General features: G+C 68.2%; 28 protein-coding genes and 1 riboswitch. Of the genes, 14 read left to right on the top strand and 14 right to left on the bottom strand.

The annotated features are described in order from the left end of the window. The first annotated feature begins 50 nt into the window (after positions 1 to 50). Positions 51 to 227, top strand: a complete 177-nt coding sequence (locus AC5P7F_RS17340) for a hypothetical protein (protein WP_049441350.1) — start codon at positions 51 to 53, stop codon at positions 225 to 227. 110 nt (positions 228 to 337) lie between these two features. Here the strand turns inward: AC5P7F_RS17340 and AC5P7F_RS17335 are convergent, their stop codons facing one another. After that, positions 338 to 817, bottom strand: a complete 480-nt coding sequence (locus tag AC5P7F_RS17335) for an Lrp/AsnC ligand binding domain-containing protein (protein WP_004140558.1) — start codon at positions 815 to 817, stop codon at positions 338 to 340. A gap of 149 nt (positions 818 to 966) precedes the next feature. Between AC5P7F_RS17335 and AC5P7F_RS17330 the strand changes: the two genes are divergently transcribed. After that, on the top strand, positions 967 to 2,271 hold the full coding sequence (locus AC5P7F_RS17330; protein WP_014035841.1) for a D-amino acid dehydrogenase: 1,305 nt from the start codon (positions 967 to 969) through the stop codon (positions 2,269 to 2,271). Further along, positions 2,250 to 3,317: an alanine racemase gene (gene alr, locus AC5P7F_RS17325; RefSeq protein WP_014645804.1), complete on the top strand. Its 1,068-nt coding sequence runs from the start codon at positions 2,250 to 2,252 to the stop codon at positions 3,315 to 3,317. Before AC5P7F_RS17330 ends, alr begins: the two co-directional genes overlap by 22 nt. Before the next feature lie 103 nt (positions 3,318 to 3,420). Here alr and AC5P7F_RS17320 read toward each other — a convergent pair whose 3' ends face one another. Next, positions 3,421 to 3,987, bottom strand: a complete 567-nt coding sequence (locus AC5P7F_RS17320) for a DUF3016 domain-containing protein (protein ID WP_111205897.1) — start codon at positions 3,985 to 3,987, stop codon at positions 3,421 to 3,423. Between the two features lie 244 nt (positions 3,988 to 4,231). On the opposite strand from AC5P7F_RS17320, the gene AC5P7F_RS17315 reads away from it, so the two are divergent. Together AC5P7F_RS17315 and AC5P7F_RS17310 are read left to right on the top strand one after the other, a co-directional pair. Beyond that, the gene (locus AC5P7F_RS17315) at positions 4,232 to 6,220 is read left to right on the top strand and encodes a hybrid sensor histidine kinase/response regulator (RefSeq protein WP_014645806.1); all 1,989 of its coding nucleotides are present in this window, start codon (positions 4,232 to 4,234) and stop codon (positions 6,218 to 6,220) included. Positions 6,221 to 6,263: 43 nt separating this feature from the next. Further along, a complete protein-coding gene (locus AC5P7F_RS17310) occupies positions 6,264 to 6,557 on the top strand; it encodes a DUF3247 family protein (RefSeq protein WP_049441346.1) in 294 nt (97 codons plus the stop codon). 70 nt (positions 6,558 to 6,627) lie between these two features. Here AC5P7F_RS17310 and AC5P7F_RS17305 read toward each other — a convergent pair whose 3' ends face one another. After that, positions 6,628 to 6,891: a hypothetical protein gene (locus tag AC5P7F_RS17305; RefSeq protein WP_005407925.1), complete on the bottom strand. Its 264-nt coding sequence runs from the start codon at positions 6,889 to 6,891 to the stop codon at positions 6,628 to 6,630. A 156-nt stretch (positions 6,892 to 7,047) separates the two neighbouring features. On the opposite strand from AC5P7F_RS17305, the gene AC5P7F_RS17300 reads away from it, so the two are divergent. The 3 genes from AC5P7F_RS17300 to AC5P7F_RS17290 are packed head-to-tail and all read left to right on the top strand — an operon-like array spanning position 7,048 to position 9,490. Further along, positions 7,048 to 8,112, top strand: a complete 1,065-nt coding sequence (locus tag AC5P7F_RS17300) for a class I SAM-dependent methyltransferase (RefSeq protein WP_049441343.1) — start codon at positions 7,048 to 7,050, stop codon at positions 8,110 to 8,112. Further along, entirely contained in the window at positions 8,109 to 8,810 is a 702-nt protein-coding gene (locus tag AC5P7F_RS17295; RefSeq protein WP_014645809.1) for a pseudouridine synthase, read from the top strand. Before AC5P7F_RS17300 ends, AC5P7F_RS17295 begins: the two co-directional genes overlap by 4 nt. Beyond that, positions 8,807 to 9,490: an HAD family hydrolase gene (locus AC5P7F_RS17290; RefSeq protein WP_014645810.1), complete on the top strand. Its 684-nt coding sequence runs from the start codon at positions 8,807 to 8,809 to the stop codon at positions 9,488 to 9,490. The genes AC5P7F_RS17295 and AC5P7F_RS17290 overlap by 4 nt, the downstream gene beginning before the upstream one ends. A 95-nt stretch (positions 9,491 to 9,585) precedes the next feature. Here the strand turns inward: AC5P7F_RS17290 and fabB are convergent, their stop codons facing one another. Further along, the gene (gene fabB, locus AC5P7F_RS17285; RefSeq protein ID WP_481462532.1) at positions 9,586 to 10,794 is read right to left on the bottom strand and encodes a beta-ketoacyl-ACP synthase I; all 1,209 of its coding nucleotides are present in this window, start codon (positions 10,792 to 10,794) and stop codon (positions 9,586 to 9,588) included. Next, complete coding sequence (fabA, locus tag AC5P7F_RS17280) at positions 10,794 to 11,309, bottom strand: 3-hydroxyacyl-[acyl-carrier-protein] dehydratase FabA (protein WP_014035851.1); 516 nt, start codon at positions 11,307 to 11,309, stop codon at positions 10,794 to 10,796. Before fabA ends, fabB begins: the two co-directional genes overlap by 1 nt. Before the next feature lie 191 nt (positions 11,310 to 11,500). Here fabA and dinB point away from each other — a divergent pair, with 191 nt between their 5' ends. Then, entirely contained in the window at positions 11,501 to 12,595 is a 1,095-nt protein-coding gene (gene dinB / locus AC5P7F_RS17275) for a DNA polymerase IV (RefSeq protein WP_049441381.1), read from the top strand. 250 nt (positions 12,596 to 12,845) lie between these two features. Here dinB and AC5P7F_RS17270 read toward each other — a convergent pair whose 3' ends face one another. Both AC5P7F_RS17270 and AC5P7F_RS17265 read right to left on the bottom strand, forming a co-directional pair. Then, complete coding sequence (locus tag AC5P7F_RS17270) at positions 12,846 to 13,757, bottom strand: MBL fold metallo-hydrolase (protein ID WP_197603014.1); 912 nt, start codon at positions 13,755 to 13,757, stop codon at positions 12,846 to 12,848. Between the two features lie 91 nt (positions 13,758 to 13,848). Beyond that, positions 13,849 to 14,487 (bottom strand): NAD(P)-dependent oxidoreductase, encoded by a 639-nt coding sequence (locus AC5P7F_RS17265; RefSeq protein WP_481462533.1) that lies wholly within the window; start codon positions 14,485 to 14,487, stop codon positions 13,849 to 13,851. Between the two features lie 108 nt (positions 14,488 to 14,595). On the opposite strand from AC5P7F_RS17265, the gene AC5P7F_RS17260 reads away from it, so the two are divergent. The 3 genes from AC5P7F_RS17260 to gph all read left to right on the top strand — a co-directional run bounded on the left by AC5P7F_RS17260 (position 14,596) and on the right by gph (position 17,046). Then, positions 14,596 to 15,525, top strand: coding sequence for a LysR family transcriptional regulator (locus AC5P7F_RS17260; RefSeq protein WP_014645815.1), 930 nt, complete (start codon positions 14,596 to 14,598; stop codon positions 15,523 to 15,525). After that, entirely contained in the window at positions 15,522 to 16,313 is a 792-nt protein-coding gene (locus tag AC5P7F_RS17255; protein WP_014645816.1) for a class I SAM-dependent methyltransferase, read from the top strand. The genes AC5P7F_RS17260 and AC5P7F_RS17255 overlap by 4 nt, the downstream gene beginning before the upstream one ends. Before the next feature lie 64 nt (positions 16,314 to 16,377). After that, a complete protein-coding gene (gph, locus tag AC5P7F_RS17250) occupies positions 16,378 to 17,046 on the top strand; it encodes a phosphoglycolate phosphatase (protein ID WP_126411685.1) in 669 nt (222 codons plus the stop codon). A gap of 93 nt (positions 17,047 to 17,139) precedes the next feature. Here the strand turns inward: gph and btuB are convergent, their stop codons facing one another. Beyond that, positions 17,140 to 18,981, bottom strand: coding sequence for a TonB-dependent vitamin B12 receptor (gene btuB, locus AC5P7F_RS17245; protein WP_197641383.1), 1,842 nt, complete (start codon positions 18,979 to 18,981; stop codon positions 17,140 to 17,142). Between the two features lie 115 nt (positions 18,982 to 19,096). Continuing rightward, positions 19,097 to 19,319, bottom strand: a riboswitch (cobalamin riboswitch). Between the two features lie 142 nt (positions 19,320 to 19,461). Between btuB and AC5P7F_RS17240 the strand changes: the two genes are divergently transcribed. Beyond that, positions 19,462 to 20,040, top strand: coding sequence for a histidine phosphatase family protein (locus tag AC5P7F_RS17240; protein WP_049408270.1), 579 nt, complete (start codon positions 19,462 to 19,464; stop codon positions 20,038 to 20,040). 91 nt (positions 20,041 to 20,131) lie between these two features. On the opposite strand, the gene AC5P7F_RS17235 is transcribed toward AC5P7F_RS17240, so the two are convergent. Both AC5P7F_RS17235 and AC5P7F_RS17230 read right to left on the bottom strand, forming a co-directional pair. After that, complete coding sequence (locus AC5P7F_RS17235) at positions 20,132 to 20,494, bottom strand: TfoX/Sxy family protein (RefSeq protein ID WP_014645820.1); 363 nt, start codon at positions 20,492 to 20,494, stop codon at positions 20,132 to 20,134. Next, a complete protein-coding gene (locus tag AC5P7F_RS17230) occupies positions 20,491 to 20,973 on the bottom strand; it encodes a GAF domain-containing protein (protein ID WP_014645821.1) in 483 nt (160 codons plus the stop codon). The genes AC5P7F_RS17235 and AC5P7F_RS17230 overlap by 4 nt, the downstream gene beginning before the upstream one ends. Positions 20,974 to 21,041: 68 nt before the next feature. Here AC5P7F_RS17230 and bioD point away from each other — a divergent pair, with 68 nt between their 5' ends. Further along, positions 21,042 to 21,725 (top strand): dethiobiotin synthase, encoded by a 684-nt coding sequence (gene bioD / locus AC5P7F_RS17225; RefSeq protein ID WP_197603008.1) that lies wholly within the window; start codon positions 21,042 to 21,044, stop codon positions 21,723 to 21,725. A 75-nt stretch (positions 21,726 to 21,800) separates the two neighbouring features. Here bioD and AC5P7F_RS17220 read toward each other — a convergent pair whose 3' ends face one another. From AC5P7F_RS17220 to msrB, 4 genes are all read right to left on the bottom strand, one after another. After that, on the bottom strand, positions 21,801 to 23,249 hold the full coding sequence (locus tag AC5P7F_RS17220) for an aminotransferase-like domain-containing protein (RefSeq protein WP_014645822.1): 1,449 nt from the start codon (positions 23,247 to 23,249) through the stop codon (positions 21,801 to 21,803). Between the two features lie 242 nt (positions 23,250 to 23,491). Then, positions 23,492 to 24,229, bottom strand: coding sequence for a peptide-methionine (S)-S-oxide reductase MsrA (gene msrA / locus AC5P7F_RS17215; RefSeq protein ID WP_197603061.1), 738 nt, complete (start codon positions 24,227 to 24,229; stop codon positions 23,492 to 23,494). 14 nt (positions 24,230 to 24,243) lie between these two features. Continuing rightward, complete coding sequence (locus AC5P7F_RS17210; protein WP_197603059.1) at positions 24,244 to 26,010, bottom strand: redoxin family protein; 1,767 nt, start codon at positions 26,008 to 26,010, stop codon at positions 24,244 to 24,246. 2 nt (positions 26,011 to 26,012) lie between these two features. Further along, entirely contained in the window at positions 26,013 to 26,585 is a 573-nt protein-coding gene (msrB, locus tag AC5P7F_RS17205) for a peptide-methionine (R)-S-oxide reductase MsrB (protein ID WP_032959218.1), read from the bottom strand. Positions 26,586 to 26,682 lie beyond the last annotated feature (97 nt).

Genomic DNA, 26,682 nt, shown 5'->3' with positions numbered 1-26,682 from the left:
ATTAACCGTGCCGGGACCACCGTGGCCCTGCGCCGGCATTCCGCCGCCGCATGTCCTTTGTCCACTGGATCGCGATCATGAAAAACCAGCAGAACCGTCATCCCGGCAAGGAACCGCAGGGCCGCAACCCGCAGCAACAGCAGCAACAACAGATGGAACCGCAGCAGCCGCACAAGGGTGGCAAGCAGCAGGAACAGCGCTCGCAGAAGCATCCGCAGCAGCGCTGACTGGCGACATGACCGGGGTCAGAGCCCGCTGCGCGGGATCTGACCCCTTGCCTGACCCCGACCGGGGCCGGATCCCGCAACGCGGGCTCTGACCCCAACCTGCGACCGCCTCAATCCGGAATCGGCAGGCTCAGCGTTTCCTTCACTTCTTCCATCACGATGTAGCTTTTGGATTCACGCACATGCGGCAGTGTCAGCAAGGTGCTGCCGAGCAGCTTGCGGTAGGAGGCCATCTCACTGATCCGTGCCTTCAGCAGGTAATCGAAGTCGCCCGAGACCAGATGGCACTCGAGCACATTGGGCAGCTTCAGGGCGGCGCGCCGGAACTCTTCGAAGATGTCACCGGACTTGTAGGCCAGGCTGATCTCTACGAATACCAGCAGGCTGGCCTTCACCGCCGCCGGGTCCAGGTGGGCGTGGTAGCCGGTGATCACCGCTTCGCGCTCGAGCCGGCGCACGCGCTCGGTGCACGGGGTGGTCGACAGGCCGACCCGCTCACCCAGTTCGGTGAAGGAAATACGGCCCTCCGCCTGCAGGATGCGCAGGATCTTGCGGTCGATCTTGTCCAGTTCGCGGGTACGGGTGGCCATGGCCGTCAACCTTGGGGAATGAATTGCAGGAGAACATCCTGCCGATTGATTTCAAATCAGGCAAATCAACTGGGATTGGCTGTCTATACTTCCCCAATTATGGTCCCGGCACGCTCCAGTGCAGGGAATGATCGGGTTGGAGAAGTCCCATGCGAGTTCTAGTCCTCGGCAGCGGCGTGATCGGCACCACCAGTGCCTGGTACCTGCGACAGGCCGGGTTTGAAGTCACGGTCATCGACCGCCAACCCGGCCCGGCGCTGGAAACCAGCTTCGCCAATGCCGGCCAGCTGTCGTTCGGCTACACCTCGCCGTGGGCCGCCCCGGGCGTGCCGAAGAAGGCCATCGGCTGGCTGTTCGAGAAGCATGCGCCGCTGGCGATCAAGCCGGGCATGGACCTGGCCCAGTACCGCTGGCTGTGGCAGATGCTGCGCAACTGCACCCACGAGCGCTACGCGATCAACAAGGCGCGCATGGTGCGCATGTCCGAGTACAGCCGCGACTGCCTGAACGAGCTGCGCGCGCAGATCGGCATCGAGTTCGAAGGCCGCGACCTGGGCACCACGCAGCTGTTCCGCACCCAGCAGCAGCTGGATGCCTCTGCGCAGGACATCGAGATCCTGGCCCAGTACGGCGTGCCGTACGAGGTGCTGGACCGCGCCGGCATCATCCAGGCCGAACCGGCCCTGGCCCATGTCGACGGCCTGGTCGGCGCGCTGCGCCTGCCGCGTGACCAGACCGGCGACTGCCAGCTGTTCACCCGCCGCCTGGCGCAGATGTGCGTGGATGCCGGTGTCGAGTTCCGCTTCGACCAGGACATCACCGGCCTCGAGTTCGATGGCGACCGCATCACCGGCGTGCGCATCGACGGCAAGCTGGAAACCGCCGACCGCTTCGTGGTCGCGCTCGGCAGCTATTCGCCGGCGCTGGTCGCACCGCTGGGCATGCGCCTGCCGGTGTACCCGCTGAAGGGCTATTCGTTGACCCTGCCGATCACCGACCCGGCGATGGCGCCGACCTCGACCATCCTCGACGAGAGCTACAAGGTGGCGGTGACCCGCTTCGACGACCGCATCCGCGTCGGCGGCATGGCCGAAGTGGCCGGTTTCGACCTGTCGCTGTCGCAGCGTCGTCGCGAGACCCTGGAGCTGGTGGTCAGCGACCTCTACCCGAAGGGCGGCGACCTGTCGCGCGCACAGTTCTGGACAGGCCTGCGCCCGGCCACGCCGGACGGCACGCCGGTGATCGGCGCCACGCCGTTCCGCAACCTGTACCTCAACACCGGCCACGGCACCCTGGGCTGGACCATGGCCTGCGGCTCGGGCCGTTACCTGGCCGACCTGATGAGCGCGCGCCAGCCGCAGATCAGCACCGAAGGCCTGGATATTTTCCGCTACGGCCAGTACGGTCACGCCCCGCAACATGAGAACCGCACATGCGTCCTGCCCGCGCGCTGATCGATCTGGGCGCCCTGCGCAGCAATTACCGGCTTGCCCGTGAACTGGGCGGTGGCAAGGCCCTGGCGATCATCAAGGCCGATGCCTATGGCCATGGCGCGGTGCGCTGTGCACAGGCGCTGGAAGGCGAGGCTGATGGTTTCGGCGTGGCCACCATCGAAGAGGCGCTGGAACTGCGCCAGGCCGGGATCCGTGCGCCGATCCTGCTGCTGGAAGGCATCTTCGAACCCAGTGACATGGCGCTGGTGGCCGAGCACGATTTCTGGTTCGCGGTGGGCTCGCCGTGGCAGCTGGAAGCGCTGGTCGCATTCGACAGCCCGCGCCCGCTGACCGTGTGGCTGAAGCTGGACAGCGGCATGCATCGCCTCGGCCTGGACGTGGACAGCTTCCGCGCCGCGCATGCACGCCTGTCGGCGCTGCCGCAGGTCGAGCGCATCGTGCTGATGACCCACCTGGCGCGTGCCGACGAGCTGGACAGCGAACGCACCCATGAACAGGCGGCGACCTTCGCGCGCGCCATCGACGGCCTGGACGGCGAGACCAGCGTGTGCAATTCGCCGGCACTGCTGGGCTGGCCGGATGTACGCAGCGACTGGGTGCGCCCGGGCCTGATGCTGTACGGCGCCAATCCGCTGCCGGACAACACCGCGCTGACCGAGCGCCTGCGCCCGGTGATGACGATGCAGTCGAAGGTGATTGCCGAGCGCTGGATCGAGGCCGGTGAGCCGGTGGGCTATGGCGCACGCTTCGTGGCCAAGGCGCGCACCCGCGTGGGCGTGGTCGCGCTTGGCTATGCCGACGGTTATCCGCAGTTCGCCCCCAACGGCACGCCGGTACTGATCGATGGCCAGCCCGGCGTACTGATCGGGCGCGTGTCGATGGACATGCTGACGGTGGACCTGACCGCGCATGCGCAGGCCGGCATCGGCAGTGTGGTGGAACTGTGGGGTTCTGCGCCGACGCTGTCGGAACTGGCGCCGCGCTGCGGCGTGAGTGCCTACCAGCTGCCGTGCGCGGTCAAGCGCGTGGCGAAAGTCTACGTGTAGAGCCGAGCCCGCGCTCGGCTCTGGTAGCAGCCGACCTTGGTCGGCACCGTGCAATGCGTGTCGACCAAGGTCGACACCTGCCGGCAGGTAGAGCTGCCCGGAATCATCGTGCAGCAGTAGCCCGCGTGCTCAGCTCGCGCTTCACCCAGTCGTCGATCAGGCGCTTCTCGTAGCGCAGCGGATCGCTGTCGCTCTTCAGCCCCAGGTTGTGCAGGTAGCCGGTGTCGCTGAGCTTGGCTTCTCCCTCATCGACGATGCGACCACTGGCGTCCTTCAGCGTGTACTGCAGGGTGATCCGCGGCGGATAGATGTCGCGCATGATCCGGATGTCGCTGCCGCGCGGGCCGTGCCAGGGCTCGTAGTCGCCGGCGCGCTTGATGTCGACCAGGGTCACGTCCAGGGTCTGCCCGGGCTGCAGCGGCTTGGCCGCCGTGGTCTGCACGTAGCTGGCCAGCTGCTGCACCCAGTTGCCGCGTTCGGCCTCGAAGCGGTTGGTGCTCTGGCGGATTTCGGTGAATCCGGCTGGATCGTCCCACTTCACGCTGACCGGGCCATTGGCCTGCAGCGCGCGGGGCGCATCCGGATCGGTGACGGCGCGCGGCGCGGCGTTCGTGCTGCCCGCCATGAGGGCGCCTGCCAGCAGCAGGGCAGTGGCCAACGAGCGGTTCATGACGGTCTCCTGCGTCCCATCGACGGGGACGATGCGATTTATAGATCGAGTGTGATCCCGCTTTCCAGCCACCGCAACGGCCGATTGCGACACCGACAAGAGCGGTTGCCGCCAATTCATCGTCGTCAACCATGACTGACGGCGCTTGACGCTGTGAATACGCGCTTTGGAAGATGCTGTGCTTCCAATCCGGCCCGTCCAGACGCCCTTGTCCACACTGCCGCCCCTCGTGGAGCGCCCACCGATGATGGTGCAGGCGCCCGAACCCGACCTGCATCATGGCGTGCTTGAGCGCATCAACGCTGGTTTCTGCGTGATCCAGGTGCTGTTCGAGGGCGATCGTGCGGTCGACTATCGTTTCCTCGAGGTCAACGATGCCTTCGAGCGCCACACCGGGCTGAAGGATGCGCGTGGACAGCGCATGACCGAGCTGGAACCCAACCATGAGCAGGACTGGTTCCGTATCTACGGCGAGGTCGCACGCAGCGGCCGTCCCGCCCAGTTCGAGATGGAAGCGCGTGCGCTGGGTCGTTCGTTCGCGGTCGACGCGGTGCGCGTGGGCCGGCCAGGCGAGGACAAGGTCGGCATCCTGTTCTTCGACATCACCGCACGCAAGCAGATGGAAGTGGAGCTGGGCGAGAGCGAAGCGCGCTTCAGCGCGCTGGCCGACGGCCTGCCGATGCCGGTGTGGGTGCTCGATGAGCGCGGCCATGCCCGCTTCGTCAACAGCGCCTTCAGCGAGTTCTTCGGTGGCGACGAGACGCGTGTGCCGGAAGATGTCTGGCGCGGCCTGGTGCATCCGGACGATGCGTCGGTATTCGAATACGAACTGCAGGAAGCGCTGAAGGCGCAGCGTTCGATGCACGCGCTGGTGCGTGCGCGGCGCGCCGATGGCCAGTGGCGTTGGCTGGAGATGAACGCACGCCCGCGTTTCTCGCGGATGGGCCGCTTCATCGGCCTGGCCGGCAGCAGCCCGGACGTGACCGAACGCCGCGAGATCGAACTGGCCCGCGAGGAACTGCTGCAGTCCGAGCGCGCCGCGCGCAGCGCTGCAGAGAACATGGCGCGGCTGAAGGACGAGTTCCTGGCCACGCTGTCGCATGAACTGCGTACGCCGCTGACCACCATCCTCGGGTGGAGTGAGCTGCTGCTGCAGCGTGTGGACAACACCAGCCCTCTGTACAAGGGCCTGAACGTGATCGCCAACAGCGCCGGCGCGCAGAAGCGGCTGATCTCGGACATGCTGGACCTCAGCAGCATGCTGCTGGGCAAGGTGCAGCTGGAGGTGGAAGTGCTGGACCTGCGCACGGTGCTGGGCGAGGCCATCGGCGCGCAGGAACTGGTTGCCGAAGGCAAGGCACTGGACGTGCACCTGCAGCTGCCCGAACAGCCGAGCCTGGTGCTGGGCGATGCCACGCGCCTGCAGCAGGTGTTCTGGAACCTGCTCTCGAACGCGATCAAGTTCACCCCGGCTGAAGGCCGCATCGACCTGCAGCTGCGGGCCGACGGCAACCACTGGGAGATCACCGTGCGCGACACCGGTGATGGCATCGCACCCGAATTCCTCAATCACCTGTTCAGCCGCTTCCGCCAGGCCGATGGCACCACCACCCGACGCCATGGTGGACTGGGACTGGGCCTGGCGATCGTGCAGCAGCTGGTCGAACTGCATGGCGGCACGGTCGCCGCGGCCAGCGAGGGGCACGGCCATGGCGCTACGTTCACCGTGCGCCTGCCGCAGCACCTTCCCGATGCCGAGCGGCGCCCGCTGCGCGAAGTGATCAGCGGGCCGATCCTGGAACCGGTGATCGTCGAGCCGTATCCGCTGCGCGGCATGCACGTGCTGGCGGTGGAAGACCAGCCGGAAGTGCTGGAGTACCTGCGGCGCATGCTGGAAGAGCAGGGCGCCAGCGTGTCGGCGGCCAGTTCGGCCGGTGAGGCGCTGGCGTTGCTGGCCGACACCGGCCATCTGCAGTACCACGTGATGCTGACCGACATCGGCATGCCGGGCATGGATGGTTATGGCCTGGTGCGCACGCTGCGCGAGGACATGGGCGTGGATGCCACGACCCTGCCCGCGGTCGCCGTCACCGCGCTGGCGCGTGCCGATGACCGCCGCCGTGCGCTGGCGTCGGGTTTCCAGGAACACGTGGCCAAGCCGTACTCGGTGGCGCAGCTGGTGGCTGCGGTGCGCAAGGTGCAGGTACCCCGCGCGGACAGCGCGCTGCACTGAGCATTCACGGCCGATCGGCGACCCTGCATGCAGGAGGTCGCCGATGTCCCGCATAGCTCCCCGTATCCATACCGATCCGGCGCAGATCGCGCGCCTGGAAGCCCTGCTGCCGCAGCTGGAAGGCGAAACGCAGGTGGAACTGATTCTGCACGATGGCCGTCGCCTGCTCGGCACGGTGGCGGTGAGGCCAACCGTGCAGCAATACCGCAACGAGGCCGGCGACGAAGGCAGCAACGGCCAGTTGCGCCTGGATGACTACGACACGCCGGTGCAGCAGCACCACGTGTGGCTGGATGAAATCGCCAGCATCAACCGCCTGCCACCCAAGGCGCCTTGATCGGATGTAGAGCCGAGCCCACGCTCGGCTGCGCCGTCGCCCGAGCGTGGGCTCGGGCGCTACCGGTGTGTCAATGCTCGAACAGGGTCGGCGTCGCCTCGAATCGGCGTGCGTACGCCCGCTCCTCTGCAACCCTCGCCACCTCGTCATCGGCCAGGTCCGGTGCCCCGTAGACGGCGTAGGCCACGCTGCCATCGGCGCCATGGCCGACCTGGTGCAGCCGGTAGCGCGAGTGGCCGCCGCCGGTGTCCTCGGGGTAGTGCACGGGCGGATGGCTGCCTTCCAGGTCCATTTCACTGTTGTCGACGACGCCACCGACGAACAAGGCTCGCATGCAGGTTCTCCTGGGTTTCCGGGGGAGCCTCTACCCTGAACGTTTCAATGTTTCTGGCAGATCAAGGCCCCGTTCGGGTTTCGCAAAGCGCCTGCCGGGGCCGGCCCGGCCAAGCCGGTACAATGGACGGCCCTCACGCTTGAAGTACCCGCGCCGATGGCCTCCAGCGACGACGCCCCCCTGCAGACCCTGCTCCTGCCGTTCTCCCAAGGCGCCCTGCGCTGGCCGGAGGGCCCGGTGGCTTTCCTGCGTGCCCGCGATGGCTGGCCGCTGCGCGAAGCGGCCGGCAACCGCGAGCTGCACTGCGAACAGAGCTTTGCCCCGTTCGCGCAGCCGCTGCAGCAGGCCGCCGGCTGGACCGTCAGCGGCCAGCTGGACGATGTGGCCGGCAAGGGCCGTTACCCGCTGGTGCTGGTGCTGCCACCGCGCCAGCGTGAAGAAGCCCGTGCGCTGTTCGCCCGCGCGTTGGCGCTGGTCGCCGAGGGCGGCCGCATCGTTGCCTGCCAGGCCAACAACGAAGGCGCGCGCTCCGGTGAAGGCGACCTCAAGCAGCTGGCCGGTCTCGGCGGCTGCCTGACCAAGAACCACTGCCGCGTGTACTGGACCGCCCCGCTGCAGGGCCAGCACGACGCCGACCTGGCCAAGCGCTGGTCGGCGCTGGATGCGGTGCGCCCGATCATGGGCGGACGCTTCCTCAGCCGCCCGGGCGTGTTCGCCTGGGACCGCATCGATCCGGCATCGGCGCTGCTGGCCGAGCACCTGCCGGCCGACCTGGCCGGCCGCGCCGCCGACCTTGGCGCAGGCTACGGCTATCTCTCGCGCGAGCTGCTGGAACGCTGCCCGAAGATCACCGCGCTGGACCTGTACGAGGCCGAGCAGCGTGCGCTGGCCCTGGCCGAACTGAACCTGGCGCCGCCGCCGCGCGCGCTGCCGCTGCGCTTCCTGTGGCGCGACGTCACCGCCGGCATCGAGCCGGGCTACGACGTCATCATCAGCAACCCGCCGTTCCACACGCCGTCGCGTGCCGACCGCCCGGACATCGGCCAGCGCTTCATCGCCGTGGCCGCGCAGGCGCTGCGCCCGGGCGGGCGCCTGTACGTGGTGGCCAACCGCCATCTGCCGTACGAGCACACCCTCAACGACAGCTTCGGTGCGGTGCGCGTGGTCGCCGAGCGCGACGGTTTCAAGCTGGTTGAAGCAGTGAAGGGGAAGGGCAAGTGAAGCTGGTCAAGCTGATCGCCAACCTGGGCTATGGCAGCCGCAAGCAGGTGCAGTGGATGTTCCGCGAAGGCCGCGTCACCGACGCCGACGGTGAGGTGCTGTACGCCGATGACCAGGTGCCGCACGAGGCGATCCGCGTCGATGGCGAGCCGCTGGACCCGCCGGTGGGGCTGTCGATCGCGCTGCACAAGCCCGCCGGCTACACCTGTTCGACCAAGGACACCGGCCGCCTGATCTACGACCTGCTGCCGCCGCGCTTCCGCGACCGTGATCCGGTGCTGTCCACGGTGGGCCGCCTCGACCGCGAGACCAGTGGCCTGCTGCTGCTGACCGACGATGGCGGCCTGCTGCACCGGATCATCTCGCCGAAGTCGAAGCTGCCGAAGGTCTACGAAGTCGAGTTGAGCGAGGACCTGCGCGGCGACGAAGTGGCGTTGTTCGCCAGCGGTACGCTGATGCTGGAGTCCGAGAAGACGCCCCTGCTGCCGGCTGAACTCGAAGTGCTGGAGGCGCGTCGCGCACGCCTGGTGCTGCATGAAGGCCGCTACCATCAGGTACGCCGCATGTTCGCCGCCACCGGCAACCACGTGCAGGCCCTGCACCGCAGCCGCGTCGGCGGGCTGGACCTGCAGGGGCTGGACGAAGGGCAATGGCGGCAGCTCACTTCCACCGACCTGGATACGTTGTTCGCTCCATGACCCCCTTCGCTGCGCTGCCGTTCCTGCCCGACGCCGTCATCTTCGACATGGACGGTTTGATGATCGACAGCGAGCGGGTCTCGCTGGCCTGCTGGAGCGAGGCCGCCGACGAATTCGGGCTGGGCCTGGAGGAAGCGGTGTTCCTGCGCATGGTCGGCCTCGGCGACCACGATACGCATGCGTTGCTGCGCGCGCAGGGCATCGAGGACAGCGTGATCGACGCGGTGGCGGCACGTTGCCATGAGCTGTACGAAGCACGCACGCAGACCGGGCTGCCGCTGCGGCCGGGCATCCTGGAGCTGCTGGAGCTGCTGAAGGCGCACGCGGTACCGCGTGCGGTGGCGACCACCACGCGGCAGCCGCGCGCCAACCGCAAGTTGGCGGCCGCAGGCCTGCTGCCGTACTTCGATGCCGTGATCACCAGTGGTGATGTGGCGCGGCCGAAGCCGGCGCCGGATATCTACCTGCTGGCCGCGCAGCGGCTGGGCCAGGCGCCCGAACGTTGCCTGGCGCTGGAAGATTCACCGGCCGGCACGCGGGCCGCACTGGCCGCCGGCATGACCGTGATCCAGGTGCCGGACCTGGTGCATCCTGATGAAGAGCTGCGCGCACTGGGCCACCGCATCGTCGGCTCGCTGGTGGACGCGCACGCCCTGCTGCTGCCGCTGCTGCCGAAGTAGCGGTGGCTGCCGACCTTGGTTGGCACTGAGCCGAGCATGGGCTCGGCTTCACATCTTCTGGTGGGTGCCGACCGTTGGTCGGCACACCTGTTCAATCACACCCGCCCGAACACCAGCGCAGCGTTGGTGCCACCGAAGCCGAAGCTGTTGGACATCACCGTGTCCAGCTTCTGCTCGCGGCTCTCGCGCAGGATCGGGAAGCTCTCCACCTTCGGGTCCAGCTCGCTGATGTTGGCCGAACCGGCGACGAAGCCATCGCGCATCATCAGCAGGCAGTAGATCGCCTCGTGCACGCTGGCCGCGCCCAGTGAATGGCCGGACAGCGCCTTGGTCGAGGACAGCGGTGGTACCGCATCGCCGAACACTTCACGGATCGCGTTGAGCTCGGTGACATCGCCCAGCGGGGTCGAGGTGCCGTGGGTGTTGAGGTAGTCCAGCGGGCGATCGACGCCCTGCAGTGCCATCTTCATGCAGCGCACCGCGCCCTCGCCGGACGGCGCGACCATGTCGGCGCCATCGGAGGTCACGCCGTAGCCGATCAGCTCGGCATGGATGCGCGCGCCACGCGCAACGGCGTGGTCGTAGTCCTCCAGCACCAGCATGCCGCCGCCACCGGCGATGACGAAGCCGTCGCGGTCCTTGTCGTACGGACGCGAGGCGCTGGCCGGGGTCTCGTTGAAGCTGGTCGACAGCGCGCCCATCGCATCGAACATCACGCTCATCGACCAGTGCAGGTCTTCACCGCCACCGGCGAACATGATGTCCTGCGCACCGTGGCGGATCATGTCCGCGGCAGCGCCGATGCAGTGCGCCGAGGTCGCGCAGGCGGCCGACAGCGAGTAGCTGACGCCCTTGATCTGGTAGGCCGTGGCCAGGCAGGCCGAGACCGTCGAGCACATCGTGCGCGGCACCATGTACGGGCCGACCTTGCGCACGCCACGTTCGCGCAGCAGGTCGACCGCGCCGATCTGCCATTCGCTGGAGCCGCCGCCGGAACCGGCGATCAGGCCGGTGCGCAGGTTGCTGACCTGCTCGGGGCTGAGCCCGGCATCGGCGATGGCATCGCGCATGGACAGGTAAGCGAAGGCCGCCGCGTCGCTCATGAAGCGCTTCTGCTTGCGGTCGATCAGCGCCTCCAGATCGAGGTCGACGCGACCGCCGACCTGGCTGCGCAGGCCCGCTTCGGCATGGTCGGCCAAGGCGGTGATGCCCGAGCGCCCTTCGCGCAGCGCGGCCGAAACGGTATCCAGATCATTGCCGAGGCAGGACGTGATGCCCATGCCGGTGATGACGACGCGACGCATCAGAAGCTCCCGGTTTCAGTGAACAGGCCGACGCGCAGGTCGCGCGCGCTGTAGATTTCGCGGTCATCCACGTACATGCGGGCGTCCGACTGGGCCATCACCAGCTTGCGGTTGATGACACGGCTGATGTCGATCTCGTAGCGCACGAGCTTGGCGTCCGGCAGTACCTGGCCGGTGAACTTCACCTCGCCGCAGCCGAGTGCGCGGCCCTTGCCGGGGGCACCCAGCCAGGTCAGGAAGAAGCCGGTCAGCTGCCACATGGCGTCCAGGCCCAGGCAGCCGGGCATCACCGGGTCGCCGATGAAGTGGCAGCCGAAGAACCACAGGTCCGGGCGGATATCCAGCTCGGCGCGTACCATGCCCTTGCCGTGCGGTCCGCCGTCCTCGTGGATGTCGGTGATGCGGTCGAACATCAGCATCGGATCGTTGGGCAAACGGCCGGCGGCGGTGCCGAACAGTTCACCGCGTGCGCTGGCCAGCAGCTGTTCGCGGTTGAACGCGTGGAGACGGGTCATGAAGCACAATCCTGGAAGCGGGGAAACAGGGAAACAAGCGTTCGAGGATGCCCGTGGAAACTGCGCCGATCAAACATTTCAACCGTACGCAACCGTAGTGTTTTCAATGGAATACGCGCATCCTGTTGATGTGCAACGACCATACTTCGGCGTGTGGCCCGTTCGGCACGCCCCCGCCCTTTCCGCCTGACATGACCCGACTGCGCAAGATCATCCACGTCGACATGGACGCGTTCTACGCGTCGGTGGAGCAGCGCGACGATCCGTCACTGCGCGGCAAGCCGGTGGTTGTGGCATGGCGCGGCGCGCGCTCGGTGGTGTGTGCGGCGTCCTACGAGGCACGCGTGTTCGGCGTGCGTTCGGCGATGCCGGCGCTGCGCGCCGAACGCCTGTGTCCGGACGCGATCTTCGTGCCGCCGGACTTTGCACGTTACAAGGCGGTGTCACGCCAGGTACGCGAGATCTTCCTGCGCCACACCGACCTGGTCGAGCCGTTGTCGCTGGACGAGGCCTACCTGGACGTGACCGAGCCGAAGAGCGGCATCGAACTGGCCACCGACATCGCCCGCACCATCCGTGCGCAGATCCGCGAGGAGACGAACCTGACCGCTTCAGCCGGGATCGCGCCGAACAAGTTCCTGGCCAAGATCGCTTCGGACTGGCGCAAGCCCGATGGCCAGTTCGTGATTCCACCGCAGCGGGTGGACGCCTTCCTGCTGCCGCTGCCGGTGAACCGGGTGCCCGGCGTCGGCAAGGTGATGGAAGGCAAACTTGCCGCGCGTGGCATCGTCACCTGCGGCGACCTGCGGCAGTGGTCCCTGGTCGACCTGGAAGAGGCGTTCGGCAGTTTCGGCCGCAGCCTGTACAACCGTGCACGCGGCATCGACGAGCGGCCGGTGGAACCGGACCAGCAGGTGCAGTCGATCTCCTCGGAGGACACCTTTGCCGAGGACCTGCTGCTGGAAGACCTGGGCGAGGCGATCGTGCAGCTGGCGGAGAAGACCTGGAATGCCACGCGCAAGACCGAACGCGTCGGCCACACCGTGGTGCTGAAGCTGAAGACCGCGCAGTTCCGCATCCTCACCCGCAGTTTCACCCCGGAGCGCCCGCCGGAATCGATGGAAGAACTGCGCGACATCGCACTGGCCCTGCGCGCCCGCGTCGACCTGCCGGCGGAGACGCGTTACCGCCTGGTCGGCGTCGGGCTGGGTGGGTTCCGCGAAAAGGAGGCCGTGGTGCAGGGGGAATTGTTCGAGCACGGACCGAACGATTCCACATCCCTCTGATCGGCAAAGGCGGGGTCAGAGCCCGTTGCGCAGCAACGGGATCCGACCCCAGCAGATTGCCGAGATCTGTCGAAGGCGGGGTGGGTCCGATGGCAGGGGTGTGAGCGGCATGGATGCCGCGACCAAGCCCCCATGGACGGGTTCACGGCGTCCCCTACCATCGGACCCACCCCGCCAACCCACAGATATCCAGCTGTTGCCGTTGCATTGAGCAGGTGCAGGGCGCAGCCCTGCAAAACAACCCTTTACCTTAAGGCCACTGCATCTCGCCCTTGGCCACTTTCGCACTCAGCTCCAGCGATGCCACGCCATCCAGCTTCGGGTAGCGCGACTGCATTGCTTTCACCAGCGCCGCACTGTCCCTGGCCTTTGCCGTCTCGACATCGAACGCGCGGATGTAGTCCGCAGTGAAGCGCAACGCACTGGCATCCAGCGCCGCACCCGGCGCGTAATGCCCTGGCACCACCACCTTCGGCTTCAGTGCCTGCAACCGCTGCAGGGTCTGCAGCCAGTCGGTGTGCGACTTCGGCGTCTGCGTGTCGGCCATCCACACGTGCTCGCCGGCTACCACCGGAATGCCACCGACGATCGCGCGCAGCGACGGCACCCACAGCACCGTGCGGTCCGGGGTCGGGCCATCCAGGCCGATCAGCGGCAGGCGCTGGCCTTCCAGCTGCAGTGCATCGCCATCCAGCACCTGCGGCAGCACGATGCGCGCGGGCACGTCGGCACCCATCTTCGGTCCCCAGTAGGCCAGCTTGCCGGCCTGGGTCTGCTGGATGTGGGCGACGGTCTGCGCGGTGGCGACGATGCGTGCCTGCGGGAAGGCGTCCTGCAGGGTGGCCAGGCCGAAGTAGTAGTCCGGATCGCCGTGGCTGATGTAGATCGTGGTCAGCTGCTTGCCGCTGGCGCGGATCAGCTCGACCAGCTTGCGCGCATCGCTGACACCAAACTGCGCATTGACCAGGATCGCGTCGTGGCGGCCTTCGATCAGCACCGAGGACACCGAGAACATTGCCTGCGGGCCGGGATGGAAGGTCTGCAGGTGCAGCTGGGATTTCGTCGCCGCCGCCGGCGCCGTGGTGGCCGGTGCGGCCAGCAGCGGCGCACTGGTGAAGCTGGCGGCCAGGGCGAGGGGAAGCAGCAGGGCAGCGGTACGCATGGGAATTCCTTGTGTAGAGCCGGGCCAATGCCCGTCTGCATGTTCGCGTAGAGCCGAGCGCGGGCTTGGCTCTACATGGGACGTGCGTGGATCAATACGCTGCGGTGATGATCTGCTTCGGATACGCGTGCGCTTCCAGTTCGGCGACGAACGCCGCGCCATAGTCGGCGTAGCTGATGCGGCTGTGGCCGCTGGTATCGGCCAGGAACGCCTTGGGCTGCACGCGGTACTGGCCGCGCTCTTCACCCGGGCCGATTTCGGCGGCCGGCGAGAAGAAGGTCCAGTCCAGGTCGTCCACTGCCTGCAGGCGGTTGAACGCCTCGCGGTGGGCCAGCGCGTACGGCTTGTAGGCCTCCGGGAAGGTGGGGGTGTCGACCAGCTGCACGCCGGGTGCGACTTCCAGGCTGCCGGCATCGCCAACCACCACCAGGCGCGGCACGCCGGCCTTGCGCGCGGCAGCCGCCAGCTGCGCGGCGACCTCGCCGACGCGGCCGATGTCATCGCCCGGGCGCGGGCCGTAGGCACTGGCGAGCAGGTCGTGGCCGGCGATGGCGGCAACCAGCGCGTCCTGGTCATCCAGCGAGGCGATCACCGGATGGGCACCGGCCAGCTCGGCCGGGAGGTCCTGTGCGCTGCGCACGATGACGGTGAGTTCGTGGCCGCGGGCCAGCGCGTGGCGGGCGATCTGGCGGCCGATGTTGCCGGTGGAACCAACGAGGGCGATCTTCATGGAAGGACTCCGTGGGGCGCTGTGGGGTGGGAATGGCGCCACTCTAGGCCGCTGCAGTCGCTCGAAAAACAGCGTATAACGCGCTTGTTTGTTGCATGGATCGAGCATATGGACCGATTGACCGCCATGACCGTGTTCGTCGAGGTGGCCGAGCGCGGCAGCCTGACCGCGGCGGCAGAGGTGCTGGACATGTCGCGGGCGATGGTCAGCCGCTACCTGGCTGAGGTCGAGGGCTGGCTGGGCGCACGCCTGCTGCACCGGACCACGCGCCGGGTCAGTCTGACCGGGCCCGGCGAGGCGGCACTGGCGCGCTTCCGGCAGATGCTGGCGATCGGCGAGGAACTGCAGGGCGAGCTGGCCAGCGATGATCCCGAGCCGCATGGCACGCTGCGGGTGACTGCCAGCGTGTCGTTCGGGCAGAGCCACCTGGCGCGGGCGGTGGCCGGCTTTGTTGCGCGCCATCCGGCGGCACGCATCGAGCTGCTGCTGGTCGACCGCACGGTCAACCTGGTGGAGGAGCGGGTGGACCTGGCCGTGCGCATCGCGCGCCAGATCGATCCCAGCCTGATCGCGCGGCGGCTGGCCACCTGCCGCTCGGTGCTGTGCGCGACGCCGTCCTACCTGCAGGCACGCGGCACGCCGACTGCTCCCGAGCATCTGGCCGCGCACAACTGCCTGACCCACCACTACGTCGGCAAGAGCCTGTGGCAGCTGCACCGAGACGGCCGTTCGCTGTCGGTGGCGGTGGGCGGCAACATCAGCGCCAACGAGGCCTCGCTGCTGCTGGAGGCGGTGCGGGCCGGTGCCGGTATCGCCATGCTGCCGACCTACCAGGTGGCGCCGCTGCTGCGTACCGGCGAGCTGATCGAACTGCTGCCCGAATTCAGCCTGGACGAACTCGGCATTCATGCCGTGTACGCGTCACGGCGACAGCAGCCCGCTATCATGCGGCGATTCCTGGACTACCTGGCCGAGTGTTTCGCCAGCCCGGCCTTCCAGGATCTGGATTGGCGCCCACCGGGCAAGGAGAACACATGAACCATGGACAGGCCTTGATCGACCACAACCGTGCTGCCTGGGACCGCCAGGCCAGCGAAGTGCGCGAATGGTCGCGCCCGGTGGAAAGTTCAACCATTGCCGCCGCGCGCGAAGGCCGCTGGCAGGTGCATCTGACCCCACGCGCGCTGCCATTGGACTGGCTGGGCGATGTGCGTGGCCGCCGCATCCTGTGCCTGGCCTCGGGCGGGGGCCAGCAGGCACCGGTGCTGGCCGCTGCGGGCGCCGACGTCACCGTGTTCGATCTCTCCGACGGGCAGCTGGAACAGGACCGCAGCGTGGCGGCGCGCGATGGCCTGCAGCTGCGCACGGTGCAGGGCGACATGCGCGACCTGCACGTATTCGCCAACGACAGCTTCGACGTGGTGTTCCATCCGATCTCCAACCTGTACGTACCCGACGTGCGCCCGGTGTGGACCGAATGCCGCCGCGTGCTGGCGCGCGACGGCATGTTGATGGCCAGCTTCTACAACCCGGTGCTGTTCGTCGGCGCGCGCGATCCGCAGCTCGATGCGCAGGGCCTGATCCGGCCGCAGTACGCCATTCCCTATTCGGACCTGGAAGACCTGCCCGCCGCAGAACGTGAGGCGAAACTCGGCCGCGGCGATGCGCTGACCTTTGGCCACAGCCTGACCGAACTGATCGGCGGGCAGCTGGATGCGGGGTTCGTCATCGATCGCTTCATGGAAGACTGGCAGCCGCAGCCGCGCTTCCTGATCGACCGCTACCTGCCCACGTTCCTGGCCACCCGCGCACGCCGGATCGGTTGAGGCGGATCGGCGCAGAAACCAGCGGCGTACAATGGGCGGCCCCACGTCGTGCAGGTGCCGTCCCTTGTCGTATCCCTATCCGCTGGTCGTGTTCGACCTAGATGGCACGCTGGTCGACAGCGCAGCTGATATCGCCGAAGCACTGAACCGCACGCTGGAAGACATCGGCATGGCACGCGTGCCGGAAGCCACGGTTCTGGGCTGGATCGGCGACGGTGTGCGCCGCCTGGTCGAGCAGGCCGTGCATGCCGCGGGTCGTGAGGTCGACCTGGCCGAAGTGATGCCGGTGTTCATGGTGCACTACCGTGAGTGCCTGCTGCGCAGCCCGCGCCTGTTCGATGGCGTGGCCGAAGCGCTGATGCAGCTGCGTGCACGCGCTGTTCCGCTGGCGATCTGCACCAACAAGCCCGAAGCGCTGGTGCCGCCACTGCTGCAGCACCTGGGCATTGGTGATGCGTTCGCGCTGGTACTGGGCGGCGATTCGCTGCCGCAGCGCAAGCCCAGCGGTGAGCCGCTGCGGCACATCGCTGCGCACTTCGGGCTGGCGGTGGATGCCTGCCTGATGGTGGGTGATTCGTTGACCGACTACCGCGCCGCTGAAGAGGCGGGCATGCCGATCGCACTGGTGCGTTACGGTTATCCGCGTGGCCTGGACCTGGCCACCGCACAGGCGGTGGCGGTGATTGACGACCTGCGTGAGTTGCCGGGGTTGGCCGCGGGCGTTCGGGTGTAGAGCCGAGCCCACGCTCGGCTGCTTCATTGCGTGAGCCGAGCATGGGCTCGGCTCTACAGTAGATCGGCGCCGGGCGATGCCCGGCGCGCGCCTTCATTTCGGCTGGTAACGCACGCTCAGCTGGTACTCGCGGCCGGGCTGGTTGAACCACGCCACCGTCTCGTAGCGGCGGTCGAACACGTTGGCGGCACGTGCCAGCAGCGACCACGCCGGCGTCAGCGCGTACTCGGCGCGCAGGTCCAGCGTGCCGTAGCCGCCGACCTTCACCGCGTTGGCGGCATCGTCATAGCGCTTGCCCGCACCCTGCACGGTCAGGCCGGCGCGGAAATCGCCGAAGCGGCGGTCGACGTCCAGGCGCGCGGTCTGCTGTGCACGGCGCGGCAGCCAGTTGTCGAACTGGGTGCTGCCATGGGTGCGGTTGCGCGGGTCGGTGTAGCTCAGCTGCGCGTTGAGGTCGAAGCCGGCCAGCAGCACGCCACCGGTCAGTTCGGCGCCACGGATGCGCGCCTTCTCCACCTGCTGCATTTTCATCGTGGACGCATCGTAGGTGATCAGGTCATCGATGCGGGTCTCGTACACGTCCAGGCCCCAATGCCAGCCCTGGCCCTGCTGCGAAACACCGAGGTTGGCGCTCTTGGACTTCTCCGGCTTCAACGTCGGCACGCCGCTCCACGGGTCGTACAGGTCGCTGAAGGTCGGTGCCTTGAAGGCGGTGCCGTAGCTGGCATTGACGCGCAGGCCGTGGTCCAGCTGCATTGTCCAGCCGAGACTGCCGGTGGCGTGGTTGCCGAACTGCTGGTTGTCGTCGTTGCGCGCGCTGGCCTGCAGCTGGTGGCGGCCGAAGCGGCCCTGGTACTGCACGAACACGCCGGTGTTGCGGCGGCTGTCGACAAGGTAGCCCGCGCTGCTGCCATCCAGGTTGTCTTCGCTCCAGTCCACGCCGGTGCTCAACAGCTGGCTTCCGGTCAAGGTGAAGTCACCCTGCAGCGAGGCACTATCGCGGTGGGTCTGCGCGCTGCCGCGTGCGCCGAAGTCGCCGAAGTTGTCCGACTCGTTGTCGCTGCGGCCGACGTTGGCGGTGAAGGCCAGGCGCCCGGACGGGGTGTAGCGCACCTTGCCGGCCAGCACCTGCTGGCGGGTTTCCGAGTAGTTGTAATAGCCGTCGTAGTGGTTCCTGCCGTCGGCGCGCAGCGCACTGCCTTCCACATTCCACTGGTCGTTGAAGGTGTAGCCGCCACGCAGGCTCTTGGACAGGTTGCGGTAGCCGTCGCGGTCGGGTTCGTCGGCGAAGCAGCCGGTGAACAGCGTCGCCGAGCCACGGCAGGCATCGACGCCATCGGAATGCTGGTAGGCGATGTCGGCGCCGAACCAGCCGCGTTCGGTGCCGCCACCGATGCCGCCGCTGGCTTCGCGCAGGCCGTTGCTGCCACCACCGAGCTGGAAGTGCGGAGCAAAATCGCCTTGGTTGCGGCGGGTGAAGATCTGGATCACGCCACCGATGGCGTCGGCGCCGTACAGGCTGGACTGCGGGCCGCGCACGATTTCCGCGCGTTCGATCTGTGCCAGCGGCAGGTCCTGGTACATGGCCAGGCCGAGGTCGGCACTGTTGATGCGCACGCCATCGACCAGCACCACGGTGTGGCCCGAGTTGGTGCCCCGCAGGAACAGCGAGCTCTGCTTGCCGAGCCCGCCGGCATTGGTCAGGTTGATGCCGGCGCGGCCGCGCAGCAGTTCCTGCAACGAGGTGGCCTGACTGGATTCGATCTGCGCGCGGTCGATCACCTGGGCTGGTGCGATGCTGTCCTGCAGGGCGATCGGGGTGCGGGTGGCGGTGACCAGGATCTGGTCGAGCGCGGTGGTGTCATCGGCGGCCTGGGCCAGCGCGGGCAGGGCGGCCAGCACGGCCAGGGACAGCATTCGGGACTGCAGCTTCATGGGGGACTCCAGGTGCCACGCACGCCCGCGTGGCGAAGGGGAGGAGCCGCGAAGGCAGGCATGCGCCGACGCCGCAGCGCAGGCTGCGGTCATCCAGCGCCATGCCCACCGCACCGCGACCTGAGGCTTCCGGGCCGGTCTCCGGGCTTGCCGCCGGGTGGCGCGAGGCCACCGTCCAGGCGCCTTCCCATGCCTGCGGCACAGTGGCGTTGTTGCCTGGAACTGACGTGCTTACCGTTGCGGGGGCAGCGCCGGCCTGGCGTGGATTCACGCGTCACCGGCTTCCCGTTTCAACCTGCCGGCCATGGCCGCAGGTCACCTGGAAGTGCGCGCAGTCTACGGCATCGCAGGCGGCCCGTAGCGTCGAGCGTACCCGACTGCCTTTGCTGTGCCCTTAGAATGGTCCCTCGATCCCGTGGTGCCGTTGCCGATGTCCGCCCGTTTTCCGCTGTTCCCGCGTTGCCTGTACAGGACGCACGCATGATCCTCGACCTGGTCCGCCATGCCGGCAACGGTCGCGATGAGTTCCTCGATGGCCGCAGCGATCCACCGCAGCTGGCCCGCCTGCCGCAGGAACTGGTCGACGCCTACGCTGCGCAGCCCTGGGAACGGGTGATCAGTTCGCCGCGGCTCCGCTCGCTGCACACGGCGATGGCCCTGGCCACCCCGCGCGGGCTGGACGTGGAAGCGGAGGAGGAATGGGAAGAGCTGGATTTCGGCGATTGGGACGGGCAGTCGCTGTTCGACCTGCCGGAGGATGCACTGGCGGCCTTCCATGCCGATCCGCATGCATTCCCACCGCCCAACGGTGAAAGCTGGGGCCACTTCGAGCGGCGCATCGCGCGCGCGCTGGATCGCCTGCTCGATGATGACGATCCGGTGCCGACGCTGGTGGTCAGCCATGGAGGCCCGTTGCGCATGGTGCTGTCGCAGGTCTGCGGCCTGCCGATGTCGCTGTGCTGGGCGCTGCGCATCGACCACGGCACGCGCCTGCGGGTACGGCTGGAACGTGGCGAAGCCGGGCTGGCAGGCGAGCTGCTGGAACTGCAGCAGCCGTAACCCATCGGTAGTGCCGGCCGCTGGCCGGCAGTCTCAGGAACGTTGAAAAGACCACGCAGTTGCCGGCCAGCGGCCGGCACTACCGGTGCAGTCAATCCTCGTCCGCATCCTCGGTCACGCTGTCTTCCGCGTCATCGTCGGCATCGAAGCGCTGCTCATGCACCGGACCCGACGCCGGGCCGGCCGCCTTCAGCGGATGCGCGGCGATGCGTGCTTCGTAATCCTGCACCAGCGCCTCACGCTGCGGCTCGCTCAGTTCCTGCCAGTGGCAGTCCAGCAGCGCGCCTTCCAGCGAGTACAGCAGGTTCAGGCTGGGCTTGAAGCCGGCGCGCTTGACCTTGACGAAGGCGCCGACTGCGCCGGTCGCAACCAGGTCCTCGCGGCTGCGCAGGCCGACCTGGCGCAGCCACGCTGCACTCTTGGGGCCGATGTTGCGCAGCTTCGGTGCGCTCATCCCAGCGCCTCGACGAACACGCGGGCGATGGCTTCCAGGCCGGCCTGGTCATCGGCATCGAAGCGGCCGATCTTCGGGCTGTCGATGTCGAACACGCCGATCAGTTCATCGCCGCGCAGCAGCGGCACCACCAGTTCCGAACGCGAGGCCGAATCGCAGGCGATATGGCCGGGGAAGGCATCGACGTCGTCCACGCGCTGGGTCACGCGCTGGCTGGCGGCGGCACCGCACACGCCCTTGTCCAGCGGGATGCGCACGCAGGCCGGCAGGCCTTGGAACGGGCCGACCACCAGCTCCGTGCCGTCGTACAGGTAGAAACCCACCCAGTTCAGGTCGGGCAGGGCGTGGTAGACCAGTGCGGAGAGGTTGGCCGCGTTGGCGATGCGGTCGGACTCGGCGTAGACCAGGCCACGGGCCTGTTCCAGCAGCTGGGCATATTGTTCCGGCTTGCTGCCGGTAAGCGAGGCATTGGCGAACATGCCCGCAGTCTAGCAAGCGCGCCGGGCCGGCGATAATGCACGCTCTGTTGCCCTGTTGGAGCCCATCGATGCCGTTGCCCGCTACGCTGCCGCCCGCCCTGTTCATTACCGGCACCGATACGGAGATCGGCAAGACCGCGGCCAGCACCGCGCTGCTGCATGCGCTGCGCCGGCGCGGCCTGCGCGCGGTGGGCATGAAACCGGTGGCCAGCGGCAGCGAAGACCTGGGGCAGGGCCTGCGCAACGAAGACGCGCTGGCGCTGCAGGCGGCCAGCTGGCCGGTGCCGGACTATGCCGATCTGAACCCGTATGCGCTGCGGCAGCCGCTGGCACCGGAGCTGGCCGCTGCCGAGGACGGCGTGCGGGTGGAACTGGCGCCGATCGTCGCTGCGTTCGCGCGACTGCGCGCACAGGCCGACATCGTGGTGGTGGAAGGCGTCGGTGGGTGGCTGGCGCCGGTCTCGGCCACGCTGGACCAGCTGGACCTGGTGCGAGCACTGCAGTTGCCGGTGCTGCTGGTGGTGGGCATGCGGCTGGGCTGCGTCAACCATGCGCGGCTGACTGCGCAGTCGCTGCAGGCCAGCGGCGTGCAGTGCCTGGGCTGGATCGGCAACCACATCGACCCTGCGATGCAGCGCCAGGATGAGAACATCGCCACGTTGCAGCAGCGCCTGCCGATGCCGTGCTGGGGACGGCTGCCGCATCTGCCGGGAGCGGATGGCGAAGCGCTGAGCGCGCACCTGCTCGAGTGATCCTGGGTAGTGCCGGCCGCTGGCCGGCAACCGCGTCCACCCGGTGATCCCGATGTTGCCGGCCAGCGGCCGGCACTACCGTGCTGCGGCCGCCAGCTCCCGCGCGATCGCGCCCAGTCGTTCCACCGCGCCAATGAAGCGCGCATCCAGGGTCTGGCAGCACGACAGCCGCAGGCAGTGGCGGTATCGCGCGCCACGTGAATAGACCTGGCCGGGCATGAACACGATGTCCTCCTGCAGCGCTCGCTCGAACAGCTCGCGCGTATCCACGCCCGGCAGTTCCAGCCACAGCAGGAATCCGCCCTGCGGTTCGGTGGCGCGGGTGCCGGCCGGGAAGTGCTCGGCCACCAGCTGGCGCAGCCGTCCCACCTGTTCGCGGTATAGCCGGCGCATGCGATGCAGGTGGTGCTCGTAGCTGCCCGCTTCCAGATACGCCGCGACCGCGTCACCGAGCAGCTGCGGCTCGCCGCCGGTGGACTGGAATTTCAGCAGCGCGATGCGCTCGGCGAAGCGGCCGCCATCCAGCCAGCCGATGCGGTAATCCGGCGCCAGTGTCTTGGAGAAACCTCCGACCACCATCACCCAGCCGTCGCGATCGAAGGCCTTCAGCAGGGGCGCCGGCGGTTCGCAGAACTGCAGCTCGGCGTACACCGCGTCCTCGATCAGCGGCAGCTGCCGTGCGTTGACCAGCTCGGCCAGGCGCTGCTTGGCGGCGGTCGGCATGGTGCAGCCGAGCGGGTTGTGCACGGTCGGCATCACCACCAGTGCGGCCAGCGGTGTGTGCTGCAGCAGCGCGTCCAGCGCATCCACATCCAGTCCGTGCTGCGGATGGGTGGGCAGCTCGATGGCCTGCAGGCCGAGGTTGGCCAGCAACGGATACAGGTTGAAGTAGGACGGTGCCTCGATGCCGACCGCATCACCGGGCTGGGTGACCGCGCGCAGCGCCAGCTGCAGGCCCTCCATCGCACCATGGGTCAGCAGCAGGCGTTCGCTGTGGGTGTGCAGCCCCATGCGCGGGCCACGCCGCACGATCTGCGCCAGCAGCCGTGGCGAGCCGTTGGGGCGCGCGTAGGTCTCCACCGTCTGCTGGCCGTGGCGCAGCACCTGTGCGGTATGCCGGGCCAGCTGCGCGCCCGGATAGAACTGGCGCCCGCGCGGACCGGCAAAGGCCAGGTCGATCACACCGGGGCGGCGCTGTGCTTCCAGCACGCGGGCCATCAGCACCTGCTGCAGTGGTGCGGTGGGTGCGGACGGGGTATCACGCAGCGAACGCTCTGGCACCGACAAGCGCGGCGCCACCTCGAAGCCGGCTTTGGGCCGCGGAATGACCAGGCCGGCGTCCTCCAGCTGGCGATAGGCGGCAATCACCGTGTTCAGGCTGAGCCTGCGCTGCAGGGCCATCTGCCGCAGCGAAGGCAGGCGGCTGCCAACCGGAAGGCGTCCGCCGTGGATGGCCTCGGCCAGCTCATCGGACAGCCGCTGGTAGCGGGGTGGGATCATCGCGCTCTGGTCATCTGTATCCATCGAATTTCCCACCATCTGGTGCTGTACCCATGATGAAGGCGAGCCTAGCATGTCGTTGTCGGCCGGGCCTGATCGGGGCACGGCCGATACTTCCCAAACGCACGGCTGGATGGCCGTGCGTCTTTTTCTGTGTGTAGAGCCGAGCCCATGCTCGGCTGCACTTCCGCCAACAGCAGCCGAGCGTGGGCTCGGCTCTACAGAGAGCACCGCCGAGCGTCGGTCAGGCCAAGGGGGAATGCCGGCTACCGCATCGGCACCAGCACCGCCTCGCGCCGGTACAGCGCCGGGAACTGCTTGCCCAGCGCGGCCAGCTTCGGTGCGTCGTAGTAGCGGATGTAGGCCGCCTGCGGGTAGTTGGTCATGTAGTTCTGGTGGTAGCTCTCGGCCGGGTAGAAGCGCTGGCCGCTGACCAGCTGGGTGACGATCGGCGCGCGGTAGCTGCCGGCCTGGCCGAGCTGGGCGATGTAGGCGCGGCTGGCAGCCTGCTGGCGTGCGTCGTCACTGAAGATCGCCGAGCGGTATTGGCTGCCGTGGTCCGGCCCCTGCCGATTGAGCTGGGTCGGGTCGTGCACCACCGAGAAGAACACCTGCATCAGCTGCCCGTAGCTGACCTGGCGCGGGTCGTAGTCGATCTTCACTGCTTCGGCATGCCCGGTCTGGCCACCGCTGACGCGCTCATAACGCGCATTGGCCGCACTGCCACCGATGTAGCCGGACACGGCATTGCTCACGCCCTTGACGTGCTGGAACACGCCCTGCACGCCCCAGAAGCAACCACCGGCGAACACCACGCTGGCGTGGCTGGCGTCATCGCGGAACGCCGCATCGCCGGTGGGGGCCGGCAGTGCCTGGATCTGCGCGCTGGCCTCGACCGGCGCCGCAATCGCGCCGTGGTCAACCAGCAGCACACCGGCAATCAAGGCCGTGGCCACCAGGCCGGCCACACCGGCGGCGATGCCCTGTTCAAAGGAGAGTTTCATCATGTCCTCCCGGTTCAACCGAAGGTGAAGGCATAGGCCTGCACGCCCGCATCGAGGAACTCGATCTCGAAGCGATGCGGACCGACTGCGCCGCGCTGGCGCACCAGCTGGTACAGGCGGTGCTCGTCGACCACGCCACTGCCATCGGCACCAACATCACTGCCGGCATCGGCGGCGGGCAGCGCTTTGCCGTCCAGCCAGACGCGGAAGCGCACCGGCCTGCCGTCCTCGCTCGGTGCCAGCACCAGGTGCAGGTCGCGCGCATGGAACTGGAAGGCGATGCGGCCGCCGGCCTGCTGCAGCTGTGCGGCCTCATCGGTGACGGTCCAGCGCCCGGACAGCCCCCACTGGTTCAACGCCAGGGTGGCCGGCAGCGTGTAGTCGAACGCGGCGTCGCTGCGCTGCCCGCCGGGCGAGGCGAACTGCTCGGCGCGGGCGTGTCCCAAGTAGGTTTCCGGCGAACGCAGGTTGCCCATGTCGGCCTGCACGGCCACGCCCTTCAGGCCGGCGGCAGCGGGATCGGCCGGTGGCGGCAGATTGGTCTGCCCGGCTTCGGTCAGCAGGCGACGGATCATCTGTTCCGAGCGCGCATAGTTGCCCTCGCCGAACTGGTGGCCGCGGATGTTGCCCTGCGCGTCGACGAAGTACTGCGCGGGCCAGTAGCGGTTGTTGAAGGCGCGCCAGATCGTGTACTGGTTGTCGAGCGCCACCGGGTACTCGACCTTCAGCTGCTGCACCGCTTTCATCACGTTGCGTGGGTCACGCTCGAAGGCGAACTCCGGCGTGTGCACGCCGACCACCACCAGGCCGTGGTCGCGGTAGCGTCGCTCCCATTCGTGCACGAACGGCATCGCGCGCAGGCAGTTGATGCAGGAATAGGTCCAGAAATCGACCAGAACCACCTTGCCGCGCAGCTGCTGTGCACTCAGCGGCGGGCTGTTGAGCCAGCCAGTGGCACCGTCCAGCGCGGGCAGCGTGCCCTCCACCGGCAGCGCTGCATCGGCACCGGCATTGGCGCCGGCCATCATCATCGGCGGTGCCGCCGGCTGCGCGCCGGGCACTGCATCCAGCAGGCGTTGCTCGATACGGGCGGTGCTGACCGTGGACAAGCGGGTCAGCAGGCCGGTATCCCAGCCGAGGCCGATCGCCACGACGGCCAGCAGCGCGGCCACACCCAGCACCTTGCGAAGTACATCGCCGAGGCCGAGCCGCGCCTGCATCGCGCGGAACACCCGGCCGCCGATCCACACCGCCAGCGCCAATGCGGTGATCGCACCCAGTGCGTAGGCCAGCAGCAGCGCAGTGGTACCGACGCTGGCGCCATGCAGGGCGGCGCCGGTCAGCACCAGACCGAGGATCGGCCCGGCACACGGTGCCCACAGCAGGCCAGTGGCGATGCCGATCAGCAGCGAGGTCCACGCGCCGCCGTGCCCCGCGGCATCCGCCGCATCGGCGCGCGCACTCAGGCGGGCACCCATGCGCTGGAACGGCGCCAGCAGGTGGTCGGCCAGTCGTGGCCAGAGCAGGGCGACCGCGAACAACGCCATCAGCAGCAGGGCGACCCAGCGTCCGACCTGGTTGGCCTGTGCCACCCATTGGCTGCCCACCGCGGCCAGGCTGGCGACCACGGTGAAGGTGAGCGCCATGCCCAGCAGCAGCGGCAGCGTGCTGCGCAGGAACGGGCGATCGGCACGCGCGAACACGAACGGCAGCACCGGCAGGATGCAGGGGCTGAGCAGGGTCAGCGCGCCCCCCAGATAGGCAAGCAGCAACAGCAGCATCATCAGGCTCCGGAAGCAGGGGAAGAACCGACCGGCACCCGCCAGCCGTCGGCAGTGCCATCCGTGGCGCCGGGAGCGAACACCATCGCCGCACCGTTCATGCAGTAGCGCAGCCCGGTGGGGCGTGGCCCATCGTTGAACACATGGCCGAGATGGCCGCCGCAGCGGCGGCAATGCACCTCCACCCGCAGCATCCCGAAGGTGACGTCGCGGTCTTCGCCGATGGCGTTGTGCAGCGGCGCCCAGAAGCTGGGCCAGCCGGTACCGCTCTCGAACTTGGTGGACGAGGAGAACAGCGGCAGTGCGCACCCGGCGCAGGCGAAGGTGCCCTGCCGGTGTTCCTTGTTGAGCGGGCTGCTCCAGGGGCGCTCGGTGGCCTGCTGGCGCAGCACCGCGTACTGCGCCGGCGTCAGTCGCTGGCGCCACTCGGCATCGCTGTGCATGACCTCGAACTGTCGCGACGGGCGCGCTTCGGCGGCGGCCGGGGCGGCGCGGCTGCAGGCCCCCAGGCCGAACAGGCCGGCGGCGGTGGCGACACCGCCCAGGCCCAGCAGATGGCGGCGGGAGAGGGACATGGCGGACTCCGGGAAGGGGCGACGGGGCCATGCTGCGCCCGCCCGGGTCAACGAATCCTCACGCAGGATTCAATTTTTCGTGAGGTATCGGCGGCCG

It is taken from the genome of Stenotrophomonas sp. YJH_SMC_105-26 (assembly GCF_059368915.1).
This window is presented reverse-complemented; position numbering and strand designations above follow the sequence as displayed.

Excerpts from the sequence above, each read along its gene's own strand:
- AC5P7F_RS17340 (WP_049441350.1), top strand. The coding sequence starts at position 51 with ATGTCCTTTGTCCACTGGATCGCGATCATGAAAAACCAGCAGAACCGT.
- AC5P7F_RS17335 (WP_004140558.1), bottom strand. The coding sequence starts at position 817 with ATGGCCACCCGTACCCGCGAACTGGACAAGATCGACCGCAAGATCCTG.
- AC5P7F_RS17330 (WP_014035841.1), top strand. The coding sequence starts at position 967 with ATGCGAGTTCTAGTCCTCGGCAGCGGCGTGATCGGCACCACCAGTGCC.
- alr (WP_014645804.1), top strand. The coding sequence starts at position 2,250 with ATGCGTCCTGCCCGCGCGCTGATCGATCTGGGCGCCCTGCGCAGCAAT.
- AC5P7F_RS17320 (WP_111205897.1), bottom strand. The coding sequence starts at position 3,987 with ATGAACCGCTCGTTGGCCACTGCCCTGCTGCTGGCAGGCGCCCTCATG.
- AC5P7F_RS17315 (WP_014645806.1), top strand. The coding sequence starts at position 4,232 with ATGATGGTGCAGGCGCCCGAACCCGACCTGCATCATGGCGTGCTTGAG.
- AC5P7F_RS17310 (WP_049441346.1), top strand. The coding sequence starts at position 6,264 with ATGTCCCGCATAGCTCCCCGTATCCATACCGATCCGGCGCAGATCGCG.
- AC5P7F_RS17305 (WP_005407925.1), bottom strand. The coding sequence starts at position 6,891 with ATGCGAGCCTTGTTCGTCGGTGGCGTCGTCGACAACAGTGAAATGGAC.
- AC5P7F_RS17300 (WP_049441343.1), top strand. The coding sequence starts at position 7,048 with ATGGCCTCCAGCGACGACGCCCCCCTGCAGACCCTGCTCCTGCCGTTC.
- AC5P7F_RS17290 (WP_014645810.1), top strand. The coding sequence starts at position 8,807 with ATGACCCCCTTCGCTGCGCTGCCGTTCCTGCCCGACGCCGTCATCTTC.
- fabB (WP_481462532.1), bottom strand. The coding sequence starts at position 10,794 with ATGCGTCGCGTCGTCATCACCGGCATGGGCATCACGTCCTGCCTCGGC.
- fabA (WP_014035851.1), bottom strand. The coding sequence starts at position 11,309 with ATGACCCGTCTCCACGCGTTCAACCGCGAACAGCTGCTGGCCAGCGCA.
- dinB (WP_049441381.1), top strand. The coding sequence starts at position 11,501 with ATGACCCGACTGCGCAAGATCATCCACGTCGACATGGACGCGTTCTAC.
- AC5P7F_RS17270 (WP_197603014.1), bottom strand. The coding sequence starts at position 13,757 with ATGCGTACCGCTGCCCTGCTGCTTCCCCTCGCCCTGGCCGCCAGCTTC.
- AC5P7F_RS17265 (WP_481462533.1), bottom strand. The coding sequence starts at position 14,487 with ATGAAGATCGCCCTCGTTGGTTCCACCGGCAACATCGGCCGCCAGATC.
- AC5P7F_RS17260 (WP_014645815.1), top strand. The coding sequence starts at position 14,596 with ATGGACCGATTGACCGCCATGACCGTGTTCGTCGAGGTGGCCGAGCGC.
- AC5P7F_RS17255 (WP_014645816.1), top strand. The coding sequence starts at position 15,522 with ATGAACCATGGACAGGCCTTGATCGACCACAACCGTGCTGCCTGGGAC.
- btuB (WP_197641383.1), bottom strand. The coding sequence starts at position 18,981 with ATGAAGCTGCAGTCCCGAATGCTGTCCCTGGCCGTGCTGGCCGCCCTG.
- AC5P7F_RS17240 (WP_049408270.1), top strand. The coding sequence starts at position 19,462 with ATGATCCTCGACCTGGTCCGCCATGCCGGCAACGGTCGCGATGAGTTC.
- AC5P7F_RS17235 (WP_014645820.1), bottom strand. The coding sequence starts at position 20,494 with ATGAGCGCACCGAAGCTGCGCAACATCGGCCCCAAGAGTGCAGCGTGG.
- AC5P7F_RS17230 (WP_014645821.1), bottom strand. The coding sequence starts at position 20,973 with ATGTTCGCCAATGCCTCGCTTACCGGCAGCAAGCCGGAACAATATGCC.
- bioD (WP_197603008.1), top strand. The coding sequence starts at position 21,042 with ATGCCGTTGCCCGCTACGCTGCCGCCCGCCCTGTTCATTACCGGCACC.
- AC5P7F_RS17220 (WP_014645822.1), bottom strand. The coding sequence starts at position 23,249 with ATGGATACAGATGACCAGAGCGCGATGATCCCACCCCGCTACCAGCGG.
- msrA (WP_197603061.1), bottom strand. The coding sequence starts at position 24,229 with ATGAAACTCTCCTTTGAACAGGGCATCGCCGCCGGTGTGGCCGGCCTG.
- AC5P7F_RS17210 (WP_197603059.1), bottom strand. The coding sequence starts at position 26,010 with ATGCTGCTGTTGCTGCTTGCCTATCTGGGGGGCGCGCTGACCCTGCTC.
- msrB (WP_032959218.1), bottom strand. The coding sequence starts at position 26,585 with ATGTCCCTCTCCCGCCGCCATCTGCTGGGCCTGGGCGGTGTCGCCACC.